Origin of the sequence: Bacillus pseudomycoides DSM 12442 (genome assembly GCF_000161455.1) — a bacterium.
Classification (GTDB): domain Bacteria; phylum Bacillota; class Bacilli; order Bacillales; family Bacillaceae_G; genus Bacillus_A; species Bacillus_A pseudomycoides.
Genome location: NZ_CM000745.1, coordinates 3,257,343 through 3,273,314, shown reverse-complemented (window position 1 = coordinate 3,273,314; position 15,972 = coordinate 3,257,343). Strand labels below are relative to the sequence as shown.

The 15,972-nt window shown below is 37.0% G+C and carries 12 protein-coding genes; all 12 read left to right on the top strand.

Annotated elements, in window-relative coordinates:
- The first annotated feature begins 5 nt into the window (after positions 1–5).
- The 12 genes from ftsL (at position 6) to ftsZ (ending at position 15,786) form a co-directional block, all read left to right on the top strand.
- Complete coding sequence (gene ftsL, locus BPMYX0001_RS16445) at positions 6–374, top strand: cell division protein FtsL (RefSeq protein ID WP_006095779.1); 369 nt, start codon at positions 6–8, stop codon at positions 372–374.
- 21 nt (positions 375–395) lie between these two features.
- The gene (locus BPMYX0001_RS16440) at positions 396–2,543 is read left to right on the top strand and encodes a penicillin-binding protein (RefSeq protein ID WP_006095778.1); all 2,148 of its coding nucleotides are present in this window, start codon (positions 396–398) and stop codon (positions 2,541–2,543) included.
- Between the two features lie 100 nt (positions 2,544–2,643).
- A complete protein-coding gene (locus BPMYX0001_RS16435) occupies positions 2,644–4,560 on the top strand; it encodes a stage V sporulation protein D (RefSeq protein WP_003208238.1) in 1,917 nt (638 codons plus the stop codon).
- A 282-nt stretch (positions 4,561–4,842) separates the two neighbouring features.
- Entirely contained in the window at positions 4,843–6,318 is a 1,476-nt protein-coding gene (locus BPMYX0001_RS16430) for a UDP-N-acetylmuramoyl-L-alanyl-D-glutamate--2,6-diaminopimelate ligase (protein ID WP_003199768.1), read from the top strand.
- A 22-nt stretch (positions 6,319–6,340) separates the two neighbouring features.
- Positions 6,341–7,315 carry a phospho-N-acetylmuramoyl-pentapeptide-transferase gene (gene mraY, locus BPMYX0001_RS16425; RefSeq protein WP_018764757.1) on the top strand — a complete coding sequence of 325 codons (975 nt, stop codon included), beginning with the start codon at positions 6,341–6,343 and terminating at the stop codon, positions 7,313–7,315.
- Positions 7,316–8,668: a UDP-N-acetylmuramoyl-L-alanine--D-glutamate ligase gene (gene murD / locus BPMYX0001_RS16420; protein ID WP_006095777.1), complete on the top strand. Its 1,353-nt coding sequence runs from the start codon at positions 7,316–7,318 to the stop codon at positions 8,666–8,668. It abuts the gene before it with no gap.
- Positions 8,669–8,752: 84 nt separating this feature from the next.
- Positions 8,753–9,850: a stage V sporulation protein E gene (spoVE, locus tag BPMYX0001_RS16415; protein WP_018764756.1), complete on the top strand. Its 1,098-nt coding sequence runs from the start codon at positions 8,753–8,755 to the stop codon at positions 9,848–9,850.
- Positions 9,851–9,957: 107 nt separating this feature from the next.
- A complete protein-coding gene (murG, locus tag BPMYX0001_RS16410; protein ID WP_003199778.1) occupies positions 9,958–11,061 on the top strand; it encodes an undecaprenyldiphospho-muramoylpentapeptide beta-N-acetylglucosaminyltransferase in 1,104 nt (367 codons plus the stop codon).
- A 50-nt stretch (positions 11,062–11,111) separates the two neighbouring features.
- A complete protein-coding gene (murB, locus tag BPMYX0001_RS16405; RefSeq protein WP_033799073.1) occupies positions 11,112–12,017 on the top strand; it encodes a UDP-N-acetylmuramate dehydrogenase in 906 nt (301 codons plus the stop codon).
- 98 nt (positions 12,018–12,115) lie between these two features.
- A complete protein-coding gene (locus BPMYX0001_RS16400) occupies positions 12,116–12,886 on the top strand; it encodes a cell division protein FtsQ/DivIB (protein WP_003199783.1) in 771 nt (256 codons plus the stop codon).
- 401 nt (positions 12,887–13,287) lie between these two features.
- Positions 13,288–14,589 (top strand): cell division protein FtsA, encoded by a 1,302-nt coding sequence (gene ftsA / locus BPMYX0001_RS16395; RefSeq protein ID WP_003199785.1) that lies wholly within the window; start codon positions 13,288–13,290, stop codon positions 14,587–14,589.
- 39 nt (positions 14,590–14,628) lie between these two features.
- On the top strand, positions 14,629–15,786 hold the full coding sequence (gene ftsZ, locus BPMYX0001_RS16390) for a cell division protein FtsZ (RefSeq protein ID WP_003199787.1): 1,158 nt from the start codon (positions 14,629–14,631) through the stop codon (positions 15,784–15,786).
- Positions 15,787–15,972 lie beyond the last annotated feature (186 nt).

Sequence of the window (15,972 nt, the reverse complement as noted above, 5' to 3'; positions counted from 1 at the left end):
GAGGTATGACAAATTTAGCTGTAAAGTATAAACAACAACAAGTGCAAGAACAAGTGCAAGTACAATCTCAAGCTCCGCAGCAAAACGTACAACCAAAAGCGAAAACAAAAATTACAAGAATTGAAAAATTGTTGTATGTGGCTTTTATTGGCTTTTTATTATATGCTTGTGTGGCTTTTATTGGAAATAAAGCAGGCCTGTACCAAGTTGATGCGGAAGCAGCAAAAATAGAGAATGAAATTGTGGAAAAACAAAAAACAAACCAAGAATTACAAGCTGAAGTGGAAAAGTTAAGTCGCTATGAGCGTATCGCAGAAATCGCAAAAAAACACGGGCTAGAAATTAATGCGAATAATGTGAAAGGTTTACATTAATATAGTAGGTGTGAAGAAAATATGAAGACGAATATGAACAAAATTCATACCAATAAAGGAGCAGGTTACTTTATGATATTTTTCCTCCTGCTCTTTTTGCTGTTGTTAGCCCGATTCTTTTATATTCAAGCGACAGGAACAGTACATGGTCAAGACTTAAAGAAACTTGCACAAGACAAGCATAATAAAAATGGTGTACTTGAAGCGAATCGTGGAACGATTTATGATCAAAATGGACATGTGTTAGCGCAAGATGCGAACTCATACAAGATTGTTGCGAAACTAAAAGGTGAAAAACCTGTAAAAGATAAAGAGGATGCTGCAAAGAAAATTGCAGGTGTACTTGGGACAGGTGAAGATGAAATTTTAGCCACTTTAAACAAAGATAAGAGTCAGGTAGAGTTCGGAGCGCTGGGAAAGAACTTGACGAAAGAGAAGAAAGAGCAACTAGAAAGTCTTGAAATACCAGGTATTTCATTTGTTACAGAAAAAGCTAGAGTGTATCCAAATGGGGATTTCGCATCTTACGTGTTAGGTTATGCAAAACCTGATGATAAAGGAATTGCGGAGGGGAAATTTGGATTAGAAGAGAGTTTAGATAAGTATTTACGTGCATCTAATGGAAGTGTAGCATATACAGGAGATCGTAATGGTGTTTCTCTCGATGGTGGAAAGCAAAATGTAAAGCCACCGAAAAATGGAGAAAATGTATATTTAACAATTGATCAACGTATCCAAGGTTTTTTAGAAGATGCGATGAAAGCAGCTGATCAGCACTATGAACCTTCTATGCTAATTGGATTGGTTGCAGATCCGAAAACAGGAAAAATACTAGGAATGTCTAGTCGACCTAGCTATGACCCAAATAAGGGTGATATTCAATACTATTTTAATGATCCAATCGCAAATGCGTATGAGCCGGGGTCTACGATGAAAATTTTCACATTAGCTGCGGCGATTAATGAAGGTGTATATAATGGTCAAGAATATTACCAGTCAGGTACGTATCCAGTTGGAAATCGTAAAATAAAAGATCATAACGGTGGTGCAGGCTGGGGATCTATTACATTTGATGAAGGGGTTGAGCGTTCTTCTAACGTTGCATTTGCAATTTTAGGAGATCAAAAACTTGGTCCAGATCGTTTCCGTCAATATATTCATAAATTTGGATTGGATGAAAAGACTGGCATTGATTTACCTAAGGAAGGAAAAAATACAATTGTATTTGACCAGCAGATTCAACAGGTAACAACAGCATTCGGACAAGGCTCTACTGTAACGCCGATGCAACTTGTACAAGCTGCAACCGCAATCGCAAATGGTGGGAAAATGATGAAACCTTATACCATCGAACGAATTGTAGATCCACTAACGAATAAAGTGGAATTAGAGCATAAACCTGAAGAAGTGGGACAACCAGTTACAAAAGAAACAGCAGAACAAGTAAGACAATTATTAGAACGCGTTGTTACCTCACCAAAAGGAACAGGGAATGCGTATAAAATCGATGGATACTCTGTTGGTGGTAAAACAGGAACAGCACAAATTCCGGATGGAAAAGGTGGATATATGACTGGAAAAGAAAACTATATTTTCTCATTCCTTGGTATGGCACCAATGGACGATCCGCAATTAATTGTTTACTTTGCAATTAAGCAGCCGAAATTAAAAGATAATGAATACGGGGCACAACCTCTCGCGGAAATGTTTAAATCTGTAACGAAAAATAGTTTAGAGTATTTGAAAATTAAACCGAATCAAGTGAAAGATTCGAAGAAATATGTGAAAGAGCAACAGGCGGTTGTTCCAGAGGTAACCGGAAAAACAATGGAAGAGGCAAAAGCAACATTAGAAAAAGCCAAATTCCGTCCGATTATAGTAGGTGAAGGAAAAGTAAAACAACAGGTACCAAAAGCGACTGAAAAAACATTGAAGGGCGATCGAGTCTTCTTAGTAGGAGATAAACCGTTGATGCCAAACATACAAGGATGGGCACTTCGGGATGTAATGAATTTAGCGAAAACGTTAAATCTTAATTTGAAGCCATCTGGTACAGGATATGTGACAGAACAAAGTGTGGCGGAAGGAACGCCGTTACAAGCAGGTACGGAATTAGCTGTAACACTTGTACCACCGCTTGAGCCACAGCAAGAGGCAGAAAAGCCATAGAATGTTCTAGGTGCATAATGTAAGAAGTCCAAGAGGTTCTATTCGAATAGGTACAAGCATATATTGGAACAAGCTAGGCGTAAAGGAGGCTTGTTCCAATATGCGTGTATCGAATGTAACAGTTAGAAAGCGACTTATCTTTATACTTATATCAGGTATACTCATTTTTACAATTATTGATATTCGTCTTGGATACGTACAGTTTTTTCTTGGGAATATGTTAACAGATCGTGCAAAGGATTCATGGAGTCGTAATATTACTTTCGAACCTGAACGAGGAAAAATTTTAGATCGAAATGGTGTGGAGCTTGCAACGAATAAAAGTGCACCAACTGTCTTTGTTGTACCAAGGCAAATTGAAAAACCAGCAGAGACTGCAGAGAAGTTAGCTGCAGTTTTAGGTGTGGAAAAAGAGGAAATTTATAAACGGGTTACAAAAAAAGAGTCCATTGTAAGATTGGATAAGGGCGGAAGGAAAATTTCTCATGATAAAGCAAAGGAAGTACGTGCTTTAAGTTTAAAAGGTGTTTATATTGCTGAAGATTCCATTCGGTATTATCCGTTCGGAAAATATTTATCGCATGTACTAGGGTTTGCTGGTAGTGACAATCAGGGGCTTATGGGACTTGAGTCGTATTATGATAAAGAGCTAAATGGTGATAAAGGGCATGTGCGCTTTTTTGCAGATGCGAAAGGGCAAAGGATGCCGAATGTTGGAGATGATTTCAAAAAACCAGAGGCAGGCTTAGATTTAAAATTAACAATCGATTCTCGAATCAATACGATTATAGAGAGAGAAATGAATATCGCAGATTCTACGTATAATCCAGATGGTATGATCGCAATCGCGATGAACCCGAAAAATGGTGAAATTTTAGGAATGTCAAGTCGCCCAAGTTTCGATCCCGCGGATTTTCAGAGTGTTTCACCAGAAGTGTTTAATCGAAACTTGCCTGTATGGAGTACATATGAGCCGGGATCGACTTTTAAAATCATTACACTTGCGGCTGCTTTAAATGAAAAATTAGTAGACTTGGAGAAAGATACGTTTTATGATGATGGAGCAGCTGAAGTTGGAGGCGCTAGGCTACGTTGTTGGAAAGCTGGTGGCCACGGTAGTCAAACGTTTTTAGAAGTTGTTCAAAATTCTTGTAACCCAGGTTTTATTGAGCTTGGGGACCGCCTTGGAAAAGAAAAGTTATTCCAATACATTCGTGATTTTGGTTTTGGACAGAAGACAGGGATTGACTTGCAAGGAGAAGGAAAAGGGATTTTATTCAACCTAGATAAGGTTGGTCCGGTTGAACAGGCGACGACTTCTTTTGGGCAAGGGGTTTCTGTTACACCGATTCAACAAGTTGCTGCGGTAGCGGCAGCTGTAAATGGTGGGACATTATACCAGCCGTATATTGCGAAAGAATTTGTTGATCCATCGAATAATCAAGTTGTAAGAAAGAAAACACCGGTCGAGAAAAGAAAAGTTATTTCCAAGGAAACATCGGAAAAAGTTCGTTATGCGTTAGAAAATGTTGTAGCGAAAGGTTCTGGTAAAGGTGCATATATTGATGGTTATCGTGTTGGTGGAAAAACAGGAACTGCCCAAAAAGTAAAAGACGGAAAATATTTAGATAATAACTATATTGTATCTTTTATTGGGTTTGCTCCAGCAGATGACCCACAAATCGTTGTGTATGTTGCGGTTGATAATCCAAAAGGAGTTACTCAATTTGGTGGTGTTGTTGCTGCGCCAATTGTAGGAAATATTCTTCGTGATGTGCTTCCTGTGATGGGAGTAGAGCCACGCAAGGAGCAGGTTGAAAGGGAATATAAATGGGGCGATACACCTACAATAGAAGTTCCGGATTTAATCGGGATGAAGAAAAAAGATTTGCAAACGCAGCTTGTAGATTTGCAGCTCGATGTAAGTGGTGAGGGAGACAAAGTAATTAAACAATCACCAGAAGCTGGTGCCAAAGTAAAGGAAGGATCAAAAATTAGGATTTACTTTGGTAATTAAAAGTCAGAGATTGTGTTTTGTGATACAATTGGTGGAAGTTGAGTTAATATATAATCTCTGTTTTCATAGAAATTTATTTTCTATGAAAACAGATTATATTGCTCTTGAACATAAAAAATAAAGAGTTTATCAGCTGAGGTATTATATGATGCACTGATAAACGAGTCTGATTTTTCGGGCTCTCAGCAAATGCTTCCTTCTTCAATTTTTAGCGAATGAAGGATAGGAAGAATTACTTATTAAGTAAGAGATAAATAAACAATGTAGAGAGGGTTTAGTGAAATGAAGTTGCACACACTTGTATCATGTTTGCATGATTTTCCAGTTGTTCCAAAAGAAAATCCAGAAATTACATCCATTGAAGCAGATTCACGTAAAGTGACAAATGGAAGCTTATTTGTATGTATGAAAGGGTATACGGTTGATAGCCATGATTTTGCTAAGCAAGCAGCCGCGCAAGGTGCGGCTGCTATTGTTGCGGAAAGACCGATTGATGTTGACGTTCCAGTTGTACTTGTGAAAAATACCTATCGTTCTTTAGCGGTTTTAGCTGATTATTTTTACGGACAGCCAACGCATAAATTACACTTGATTGGGATTACAGGTACAAATGGAAAGACAACAACATCGCATATTATGGATGAAATTATGCGGGCACACGGTCATAAAACAGGGCTAATTGGAACAATTAATATGAAAATCGGTGATGAAACATTCGAGGTGAAAAATACAACGCCAGATGCACTGACACTTCAGCAAACGTTTCGCCGTATGGTTGAGCAAAATGTAAATAGCGCAGTAATGGAAGTTTCTTCACATGCATTAAGTCTTGGCCGTGTACACGGTTGTGATTATGATGTAGCTGTATTTACAAATTTAACACAAGATCATTTAGATTATCATAAAACGATGGAAGAATATAAGCATGCAAAAGGCTTGCTTTTTGCTCAGCTTGGTAATAGCTATCATCATAACCGTGAAAAGTACGCTGTGTTAAACAGTGATGATCCAGTAACAGAAGAGTATATGAGAAGTACTGCGGCTACGGTTATTACGTATGGAATTGATACACATAGTGATATTATGGCAAAAGATATTGTGATGACGAGTGGTGGAACAACATTTACCCTTGTTACGCCAAGTGAAAGTGTAAATATTACGATGAAGTTAATTGGAAAGTTTAACGTATACAATGTTTTAGCAGCAATAGCCGCTACTCTTGTGTCTGGTGTAACTTTGCAAACGATTATTCATGTTGTGACGAATTTAACTGGAGTTCCAGGCCGCTTTGAAGTTGTGGACGGGGGGCAAGATTATACGGTTATTGTCGATTATGCACATACTCCAGATAGTTTAGAAAATGTGTTAACAACAGCGAAACAATTTGCAAAAGGGAATGTGTATTGTATTGTTGGTTGCGGCGGTGATCGTGATCGGACGAAAAGGCCAATTATGGCTGGTGTCGCTACAGAATATGCAACACACGCAATCTTGACTTCAGATAACCCAAGAAGTGAAGATCCACAAGCGATTTTGGATGATATGTTAGCAGGTGCAAAAGGAAATAATTATGAAGTCATTGTTGATCGAAAAGAAGCGATTTTCCATGGGGTTTCAGAAGCGAAGGCAGAAGATATTATTATCATTGCTGGAAAAGGGCATGAAACGTATCAAATTATTGGCAAAGAAGTACATCATTTTGACGATCGTGAAATTGCGAAAGAGGCAATCACTGAGCGTTTAAACAACAAAGAGTAACAACATGAGAGGGGGACTACATGTGCTTGAACAAGGTTTATTAGTAACGGCTGGGGTAGCTTTCTTAATTTCTGTTGCCCTTTCGCCATTGTTTATTCCAATTTTACGTAGGTTAAAGTTTGGGCAAAGTATTCGTGATGAAGGGCCAAAATCACATCAAAAGAAATCGGGAACACCAACGATGGGTGGTATTGTCATTTATGTGTCTATGATGGTGACAACACTTATCATGGCAATTAAATTTAAACATTTAAATGCGGAAGTATCATTATTATTATTAGTTACATTTGGTTATGGATTGATTGGTTTTTTAGATGACTATATAAAAGTTGTTAAAAAAAGAAATCTTGGTTTAACATCAAAACAAAAATTAATCGGTCAGCTAGTTATTGCAATTGCATTCTTTGTAATTGCAAAAGGGCAGGGATTTGATACACATTTAATGATTCCAGGAACCGAAATTAAATTTGATTTACACTGGGCATATTTTATCCTTGTGCTATTTATGCTTATTGGTGGATCAAATGCAGTCAATTTAACAGATGGTTTAGATGGATTGTTATCAGGAACAGCCGCAATTGCATTTGGAGCATTTGGCATTATTGCAGTTGCTCAAGATCAATATGCCGTAGCTATTTTCTGTATGGCAGTTGTAGGAGCGGTACTTGGATTCTTAGTGTTTAATGCAAATCCAGCTAAAGTGTTTATGGGAGATACAGGTTCCCTTGCTTTAGGTGGTGCAATAGCTGCCGTAGCTATTTTATTAAAGCAAGAATTATTACTTGTTGTAATTGGCGGCGTATTTGTAATGGAAACTTTGTCTGTTATTATTCAAGTTATTTCATTTAAAACGACAGGAAAACGTGTTTTTAAAATGAGTCCACTGCATCATCATTACGAATTATGTGGCTGGTCAGAATGGCGTGTTGTTGTAACATTCTGGTCTGTAGGATTTTTATTGGCAGTATTAGGAATTTATATCGGGGTGTGGATGTAATTGAAAACTGTAACTGACTATCAAAATAAAAATATTCTTGTATTAGGTATTGCAAAAAGTGGCTATGCAGCAGCAACTTTATTAAAAAGCTTAGGTGCAAATGTTATTGTAAATGACGGAAAACCGTTAGCAAATAATGTATTAGCTGCAGAATTGCAAGCAAAAGGAATGGACGTTGTATGCGGTGGTCATCCACTAGAGTTGTTAGAAAGAAATATTTCACTTGTTGTAAAAAATCCAGGGATTCCATATTCCAATCCACTACTGGTTGCAGCGAAAGAAAAACAGATTCCAATTGTGACAGAAGTGGAGCTTGCATATCGTATTTCAGAAGCACCGTTTGTTGGAATTACGGGGTCAAATGGAAAAACAACAACGACAACACTAACGTTTGAAATGTTGAAAGAAGGACAAAAACATCCTGTTATTGCTGGAAACATAGGTACCGTAGCATGTGAAGTCGTGCAAGCAGCGAAAGAAAATGAAGTAGTTGTTACAGAACTTTCATCATTCCAGCTAATGGGAGTGGAAACATTCCAGCCTAAAATTGCAGCATTTTTAAATCTGTTCGAGGCTCACTTAGATTATCATGGTACAAAAAAAGAGTATGGTTTAGCAAAAGCGAATATTTTTAAAAGCCAAACTGAAGCTGATTATAGTGTAATTAATGCTGATGATGTAGATGTAATGGCGTTATCAGCAAATAGTAAAGGACAAAAAGTATTATTTTCGACTACTAAGGTAATTGAAGATGGTGCATGTATTAAAGACGGTGCTCTTTATTTTAAAGGTGAGAAAATCGTTGAAGTTCAAGATATCGTTTTACCGGGTAAACATAATTTAGAAAATATTCTAGCTGCTATGAGTATTGCTAAATTGCTAGGGGTAGAAAATGAGGCAATTATTGCCGTATTAAAACGCTTTACAGGTGTAAAACATCGTTTAGAATATGTAACAACAATTAATAATCGTAAGTTTTATAATGATTCAAAAGCAACAAACATGTTAGCAACAGAAAAGGCGCTATCAGCATTTACGCAGCCTGTTATTTTGTTAGCAGGTGGGCTTGATCGAGGAAATGAATTCGATGATTTAATTCCATATTTTGAACATGTAAAAGCGATATTAACATATGGACAAACAGCACCTAAGTTAGTAAGGGCAGCTGAAAAAGCAGGGATAGATATTATTGAAAGTGTCGATAATTTAGAAGAGGCTGTAGAAAGAGCGTATTCTCATTCTACAGATGGAGATGTAATTCTTCTTTCGCCAGCTTGTGCAAGCTGGGATCAATTTAAAACATTTGAAGAAAGAGGAGACATTTTTATACAAGCTGTGCATAAACTTATATAAAGTAAACAAAACATCAGTAGGTTAACACCTACTGATGTTTTGTTACATAGAAGAAAAAAGCTTCTTCAAAAAAGGTGGTGCTCATTGCCAATGAAGAAAACGCCTGATTTTATTTTAATTATCGTAACACTTTTGTTGTTAACAATTGGAATGATTATGGTCTACAGTGCAAGTGCTGTCTGGGCTTCCTATAAGATGGGGGATTCATTCTTTTTTGCAAAACGACAGCTATTATTTGCGGTACTTGGTGTAGCTGCCATGTTTTTTATTATGAAAATTGACTACTGGACATGGCGTACTTATTCGAAAGTGATTTTGCTCATTTGTTTTATCCTTCTCATTCTTGTCTTAATCCCTGGAGTTGGACTTGTTCGAGGGGGAGCGCGAAGCTGGATTGGGATTGGAGCATTTTCGATTCAACCGTCAGAATTTATGAAATTTGCGATGATTATTTTTTTAGCTAAATTTTTAGCGGAAAGACAAAAATTGATTACATCTTTTAAAAAGGGGCTACTTCCAGCACTTGGTTTTGTATTTGTTGCATTTGGAATGATTATGTTACAACCAGATCTTGGAACAGGAACAGTAATGGTTGGGACATGTATCATAATGATTTTTGTTTCAGGAGCACGCATTTTTCATTTTGCAATGCTAGGGCTAATAGGAGTAGCGGGATTTGTTGGATTAATTGCATCGGCACCATATCGAATGAAACGTATTACGTCTTATTTGGATCCGTGGTCAGACCCACTTGGGAGTGGATTTCAGATTATTCAATCGTTACTTGCGATTGGCCCCGGTGGTTTGTTTGGGCTAGGACTTGGACAAAGTAGACAAAAATTTCTTTATTTACCCGAGCCGCAAACAGATTTTATTTTTGCGATTTTATCCGAAGAATTAGGTTTTATTGGTGGGTCGTTTGTGTTATTATTATTTAGTCTGTTATTATGGCGTGGGATTCGTATAGCATTAGGAGCGCCTGATTTATATGGTACGTTTTTGGCAGTAGGTATTGTGGCGATGATTGCGATTCAAGTGATGATTAATGTTGGTGTTGTAACAGGACTAATGCCTGTTACAGGAATTACTTTGCCATTTTTAAGTTATGGTGGGTCGAGTTTGACCTTAATGCTAATGGCAGTTGGCGTATTATTGAATATAAGTCGTCATTCTCGCTACTAAACCCTGTTTATAAGACAGGGTTTTTCGTGTGTAGAAAACGGAAAATATATTATAAATATATGAATATATAAAATTGAATTTAGAACAGAGAAGCGGAGGAATTTGTAGTGCGAGTATTAGTTAGTGGTGGTGGCACGGGAGGTCATATATATCCAGCTCTTGCGTTAATTAGAGAAATAAAAAAACTACATCCTGAAGCAAGATTTCTATACATTGGTACGGAAAATGGATTAGAAAGTACAATTGTTCCAAAAGCAGGGATACCATTTCAATCGATTGTCATTAGTGGATTTAAACGGAAAATATCCCTTGATAATGTAAAAACAGTGATGCGTTTTCTAAAAGGTGTACAAGATAGTAAACGATATATTCGTCGCTTCAATCCAGATGTTGTAATTGGTACAGGAGGCTATGTATGTGGTCCAGTCGTTTATGCGGCGGCGAAATTAGGGATTCCTACAATTGTACATGAACAAAATAGTGTACCTGGTGTAACCAATAAATTTTTAAGTCGCTATGTGGATAAGGTAGCTGTTTGTTTTGAAGCGGCATCTGAACATTTCCCAAAGTCGAAAGTTGTCATGACAGGAAATCCGCGTGCATCAGAAGTAATGAACCAAAATGGCATGAAAGGGAAGCGTTCTGTTGGATTATCTCTTTCTAAAAAATCTGTGCTTATTTTTGGTGGAAGTCGCGGGGCAAGACCGATTAATGATGCGTTTGTGGCAGCAATTGAACAATTTGGTAACAAAAATTATGAAGTATTGTATATCACAGGTGAAGTGCATTATGATAAAGTCATGGAGGCTATAAAACAAAAAGGGAATCCGGATAATGTAATCATTAAACCGTTTATTCATAATATGCCAGAGGTACTTACTGGTGTGGATCTTGTCGTTTCACGTGCTGGTGCTACAACATTAGCAGAGTTAACAGCGTTAGGAAAACCAAGTATTTTAATTCCGAGTCCTTATGTGACAAATAATCATCAAGAGAAAAACGCGAGATCTGTTGTCGATAAGGGAGCAGCAAAAATGCTTCTTGAAAAAGATTTAACTGCTGAAGCTCTTCTTCATGATATTGATGAAATTCTATTAAATACACAAACATTACAAAACATGAAACTAGCTGCTACGCAGTTAGGGATTCCGGATGCAGCAAATAAGTTATTTGAAGTGATGAAAAAACTTGTACAAAATAACGTTAGGTGAATGCCCTGCATACTACTGTAATACGGAGATTTAATATGGGGGAGATCATCATGAAACAATTAGCAAAGGAACTTATCGAAGCAGAAGTTGGTAAAGTGTTAGAAAATGAAGCGTTAGCTCGTTATACAACTATGAAAATAGGTGGGCCAGCTGATATTCTAATCGTGCCAAGTAGTGTTGCTGGTGTGGAGAATACTTTAGATTTAGTAAAGAAATATAACACAAAGTGGACAGCAATTGGACGTGGTTCTAATCTTCTAGTATCTGATAAAGGTATTGAAGGTGTTGTAATTCGTTTAGGAGAAGGATTAGATCACTTAGAAGTAGAAGGAACTACTGTACGAGTTGGAGGAGGATATCCTCTTATTAAGTTGTCAACACTACTTAGTCGCCAAGGTCTAGCTGGATTAGAGTTTGCTAGTGGTATCCCAGGAAGTGTCGGTGGAGCAGTATATATGAATGCCGGTGCACATAAATCAGATATGTCAGAAATTTTGATGAGCGCGCGTATTATGTTTGAAGATGGTACAATGAAGTGGTTAACAAAAGAAGAGATGGGATTTTCTTATCGTACTTCTGTTTTACAAACAAAGCGTCCTGGCATTGTAGTAGAAGCAAAATTGCAGTTGAAAGAAGGAAATCGTGAAGAAATAGTTGGTGTAATGCAAAAGAATAAAGACTATCGTCGTGAAACTCAGCCATGGAATCATCCTTGTGCCGGTAGTATATTTAGAAATCCACTACCAAATTTCGCTGGAGATTTAGTCGAAAGGGCAGGTCTACGTGGTCATCAAATTGGCGGTGCGAAAATTTCCGAAATGCATGGAAACTTTATTGTCAATGCAGGATCTGCATCAGCACAAGATGTGCTGGATTTAATTGCATTTGTCAAAAAAACAATTAAAGAAAAATTTGGTGTAGATATGCATACAGAAGTGGAAATTATTGGAAGGTAGCTGTTATTTGTTCCGCTCATTATCATTTATGGTATAATAAGAAGATAAGAACGGCATGCGTAACATGCCGTTCTTTATGTTACATAGGGGGATCGTACATGAAAAATAGTAAAGTGATTAAACTACAAGATCGTGTACCAAAACTAAAGAATCAAAAAAAGAAGAATAAAAAACCTGTCAATCAGAGATTAATTTTATATGTATCGATTTTATTTTTATTAGTACTTTTTTTAATTTATTTTCGGTCTCCACTTAGTAATATAAAAAAGATAAGTGTTCTAGGAAATCATTATATGACAGATGAACAAGTCATGAAGGAATCTGGAGTTACATATGACACGAGTTATTTTCGAGTGACAGCACATAAGGCTGAAGAGAATTTAACAAAACGAAATGAAATTAAGAAAGTAAATGTCAAAAAACGTTTTCCAAATAAAATTGACATTCACATTGAAGAGTATGTAACGATAGGTTATATAAACAAAGGTGGAAAGTTACAACCACTTCTAGAAAATGGTAAAACACTTGACGTGCTTCCGAACGGGAAATTACCTGTCGCAGCTCCGATTTTTGAACCATTTAAAGAAGAGAAAATGAAAGAGTTAATTGAAGAGCTAGAAAAATTAACTCCGACTATTCTCAGATCTATTTCTGAAATTCATTATGCTCCAACGAATTCAAATGAAGACCATCTTACTTTGTATATGAATGAAGGTTATGAAGTGAGTACAACTATACAAGATTTTGCGAAGCGTATGGAAGCATATCCACTTATTATAAAAAATATAGAGTCGGGTAGAAAAGCCCTAATTGATTTAGAAGTTGGCGCATACTTTAAATATTTAGATAATGAAGAAAAAAAGCAGTAGAGTAGTAGTTTTATTTCTTTTCAAATACAATAACGACAAGTGTGTTTTTCTATGTGTAAATTTCATTACAATTATGATTAATTTGGTGAAAAATAACTAGATTTTCTTCGATTCATGCTAGGATTGGTACAAGTTTAGCTTTTCTATGAGTACATCTTAGTGTAGACTTATATTTGGCGATAATCTTTGCATTTGAAATCGAGTTATTTCAAAGATAAAGCAGTCATTCACAGATTACTGTGATTGCAATAAGTGAATGTTAAATAAAAATAAGAAAAATATAGGGTTAAAAAAGGGAAACGCATAAAGACGTTGAATATTTTTCTTATAAATAGTAAAGCTGCGATTGTTGTTCCATATATTGACCTGTATGGTATAAATAAAGAAGGAGGTGCCAAAGAATGAACAGCAATGAAATATATGTTAGTCTTGACATCGGTACATCCAATGTTAAAGTCATCATTGGTGAAATGGTTAATGATGGTTTAAACATTATTGGTGTTGGAAACGTAAAATCAAATGGTTTGAAAAAGGGCTCCATAGTTGACATAGACGAAACTGTTCGATCAATCAAAAAAGCAATTGAACAAGCTGAGCGTATGGTAGGAATTCACATTGAACAAGTTGTTGTAGGTGTGAATGCAAATCAGGTGCAGCTTCTTCCTTGTCACGGAGTTGTCGCTGTTTCAAATGAAGATCGTGAAATTGGAAATGAAGATGTCTTACGCGTTCTGGATGCAGCACAAGTTGTATCAATTGCTCCTGAACGTGAATTTATTGATGTGGTGCCTCGACAATTCATAGTAGACGGTCTTGATGAGATTAACGATCCACGCGGGATGATTGGTGTAAGATTAGAAATGGAAGGCACGTTAATTACAGGCTCAAGAACGTTATTACATAATTTACTACGTTGTGTGGAAAAAGCGGGCCTTGAAATTGTTGATATTTGTCTGCAACCTTTAGCAGCTGCAACGGTTGCTTTATCTTCTGATGAGAAAAATAGAGGTGTAGCCCTTGTTGATATTGGCGGAGGATCTACAACCTTATCGATTTTTCAAGATGGAGAGTTACAAGCAACAAGTGTATTGCCTTTAGGTGGAGATCATATAACGAAGGATATCGCTATAGGACTTAAAACTTCAACTGAAAGTGCGGATCAAATTAAGCTGAAATATGGACATGCTTTTTATGATACTGCATCTGAAGAAGAAGTGTTTACGGTTCCTATTATGGGAAGCGATCAAACAGAACAATATTCACAACTAGAGTTATCTGATATTATTGAGGCACGTGTAGAGGAAATCTTGATGTTTGTTCAAGAAGAGGTCCGGAAGCTAGGAGTAAAACAAGTAGCGTCTGGTTATGTACTTACTGGTGGGATTGCTTCTATGCCGGGTGTTCTTGATCTTGCATATGATATTTTACATGAAAATGTTCGTATAGCCACTCCAGATTATATTGGCGTTCGTGAACCACAGTATACAATTGGAGTCGGATTAATTAAACATTCTTATCAAAAAGCGAAATTGCGCGGAAAAAATGTTCAGGAAAAGGAAGAGCATTTTGAACCTGTACCAGCACCAATGCCGGTACAGCAGCAACCTGTAAAACAAACAACGCGTAAGCAAAGCAAAAATAATGAAGACAATGAGCGTATGATGTCAAAAGTAAAACGTGTATTCCGCTATTTATGGGATTAAAATTGCACACGAAAAATGAGGTTCTAGGGGGATTTCGACATGTTAGAGTTTGATACTACTCAAGATCAATTAGCGAGCATAAAAGTTATCGGTGTCGGCGGTGGCGGAAATAACGCTGTAAACCGTATGATTGAGCACGGTGTACAAGGTGTGGATTTCATTGCTGTGAACACTGATGCGCAAGCATTAAATTTATCAAAAGCTGAAACGAAAATGCAAATTGGCGGAAAATTAACGCGTGGACTTGGTGCCGGCGCAAATCCTGAGGTAGGGAAAAAAGCCGCTGAAGAAAGTAAAGAACAAATCCAAGAAGCACTTCGTGGTGCAGATATGGTCTTTGTAACAGCTGGTATGGGCGGTGGAACTGGTACGGGTGCAGCTCCAGTTATTGCACAAATCGCAAAAGAACTAGGCGCGTTAACAGTTGGTGTTGTAACACGTCCATTTACATTCGAAGGTCGCAAACGTGCGACGCAAGCTATATCTGGGATTACAGCATTTAAAGATAATGTAGATACAATCATTGTTATACCGAATGATCGTATTTTAGAAATTGTAGATAAAAATACACCAATGCTTGAAGCGTTCCGCGAAGCGGATAACGTATTACGACAAGGTGTACAAGGTATTTCCGATTTAATTGCTACACCTGGTCTTATTAACTTAGACTTTGCAGACGTAAAAACAATTATGTCTAATAAAGGTTCTGCATTAATGGGTATTGGTGTTGGAACTGGTGAAAACCGTGCAGCAGAAGCAGCAAAACGTGCAATTTCTAGTCCGTTATTAGAAACATCTATCGATGGTGCACAAGGTGTTCTTATGAATATTACTGGGGGCACAAACTTAAGTTTATATGAAGTGCAAGAAGCGGCAGATATCGTTGCTTCAGCTTCAGATCCAGAAGTGAATATGATTTTCGGTTCTGTAATTAATGAGAGTTTAAAAGATGAAATTGTTGTTACTGTAATTGCAACTGGTTTTGATGATAGTGTTACAGTTCAGCCGCCAAAAACATTTGTACGTTCAACGGCGACTACAAATCACGCACAACAGCAACAACCAACAGCACAGCCACAAAAACAACGTGAAGTAAAACGCGAAGTGAAACGTGAAGAGTCTATTGTACATGATCGTAATACAGATTCAGATGATATCGATATTCCAGCATTTTTACGTAACCGTCGTAGACGATAAAAAGAAAGGAGCCTCAGGGCTCCTTTCTTTTTTATTACACAACCTTAAATATTTTAAAATAAAAAAACTTATCTCGCTATTCATAAATATATAAATTTTTTTTGATTTTTCAACGTATAAGTCGCTGTTACGAAGAACAAAAGGTGACCAGCACTCGTTTCGCTCTTTGTTTTAACTTGCATATGG

Excerpts from the sequence above, each read along its gene's own strand:
- ftsL (WP_006095779.1), top strand. The coding sequence starts at position 6 with ATGACAAATTTAGCTGTAAAGTATAAACAACAACAAGTGCAAGAACAA.
- BPMYX0001_RS16440 (WP_006095778.1), top strand. The coding sequence starts at position 396 with ATGAAGACGAATATGAACAAAATTCATACCAATAAAGGAGCAGGTTAC.
- BPMYX0001_RS16435 (WP_003208238.1), top strand. The coding sequence starts at position 2,644 with ATGCGTGTATCGAATGTAACAGTTAGAAAGCGACTTATCTTTATACTT.
- BPMYX0001_RS16430 (WP_003199768.1), top strand. The coding sequence starts at position 4,843 with ATGAAGTTGCACACACTTGTATCATGTTTGCATGATTTTCCAGTTGTT.
- murB (WP_033799073.1), top strand. The coding sequence starts at position 11,112 with ATGAAACAATTAGCAAAGGAACTTATCGAAGCAGAAGTTGGTAAAGTG.
- BPMYX0001_RS16400 (WP_003199783.1), top strand. The coding sequence starts at position 12,116 with ATGAAAAATAGTAAAGTGATTAAACTACAAGATCGTGTACCAAAACTA.
- ftsA (WP_003199785.1), top strand. The coding sequence starts at position 13,288 with ATGAACAGCAATGAAATATATGTTAGTCTTGACATCGGTACATCCAAT.
- ftsZ (WP_003199787.1), top strand. The coding sequence starts at position 14,629 with ATGTTAGAGTTTGATACTACTCAAGATCAATTAGCGAGCATAAAAGTT.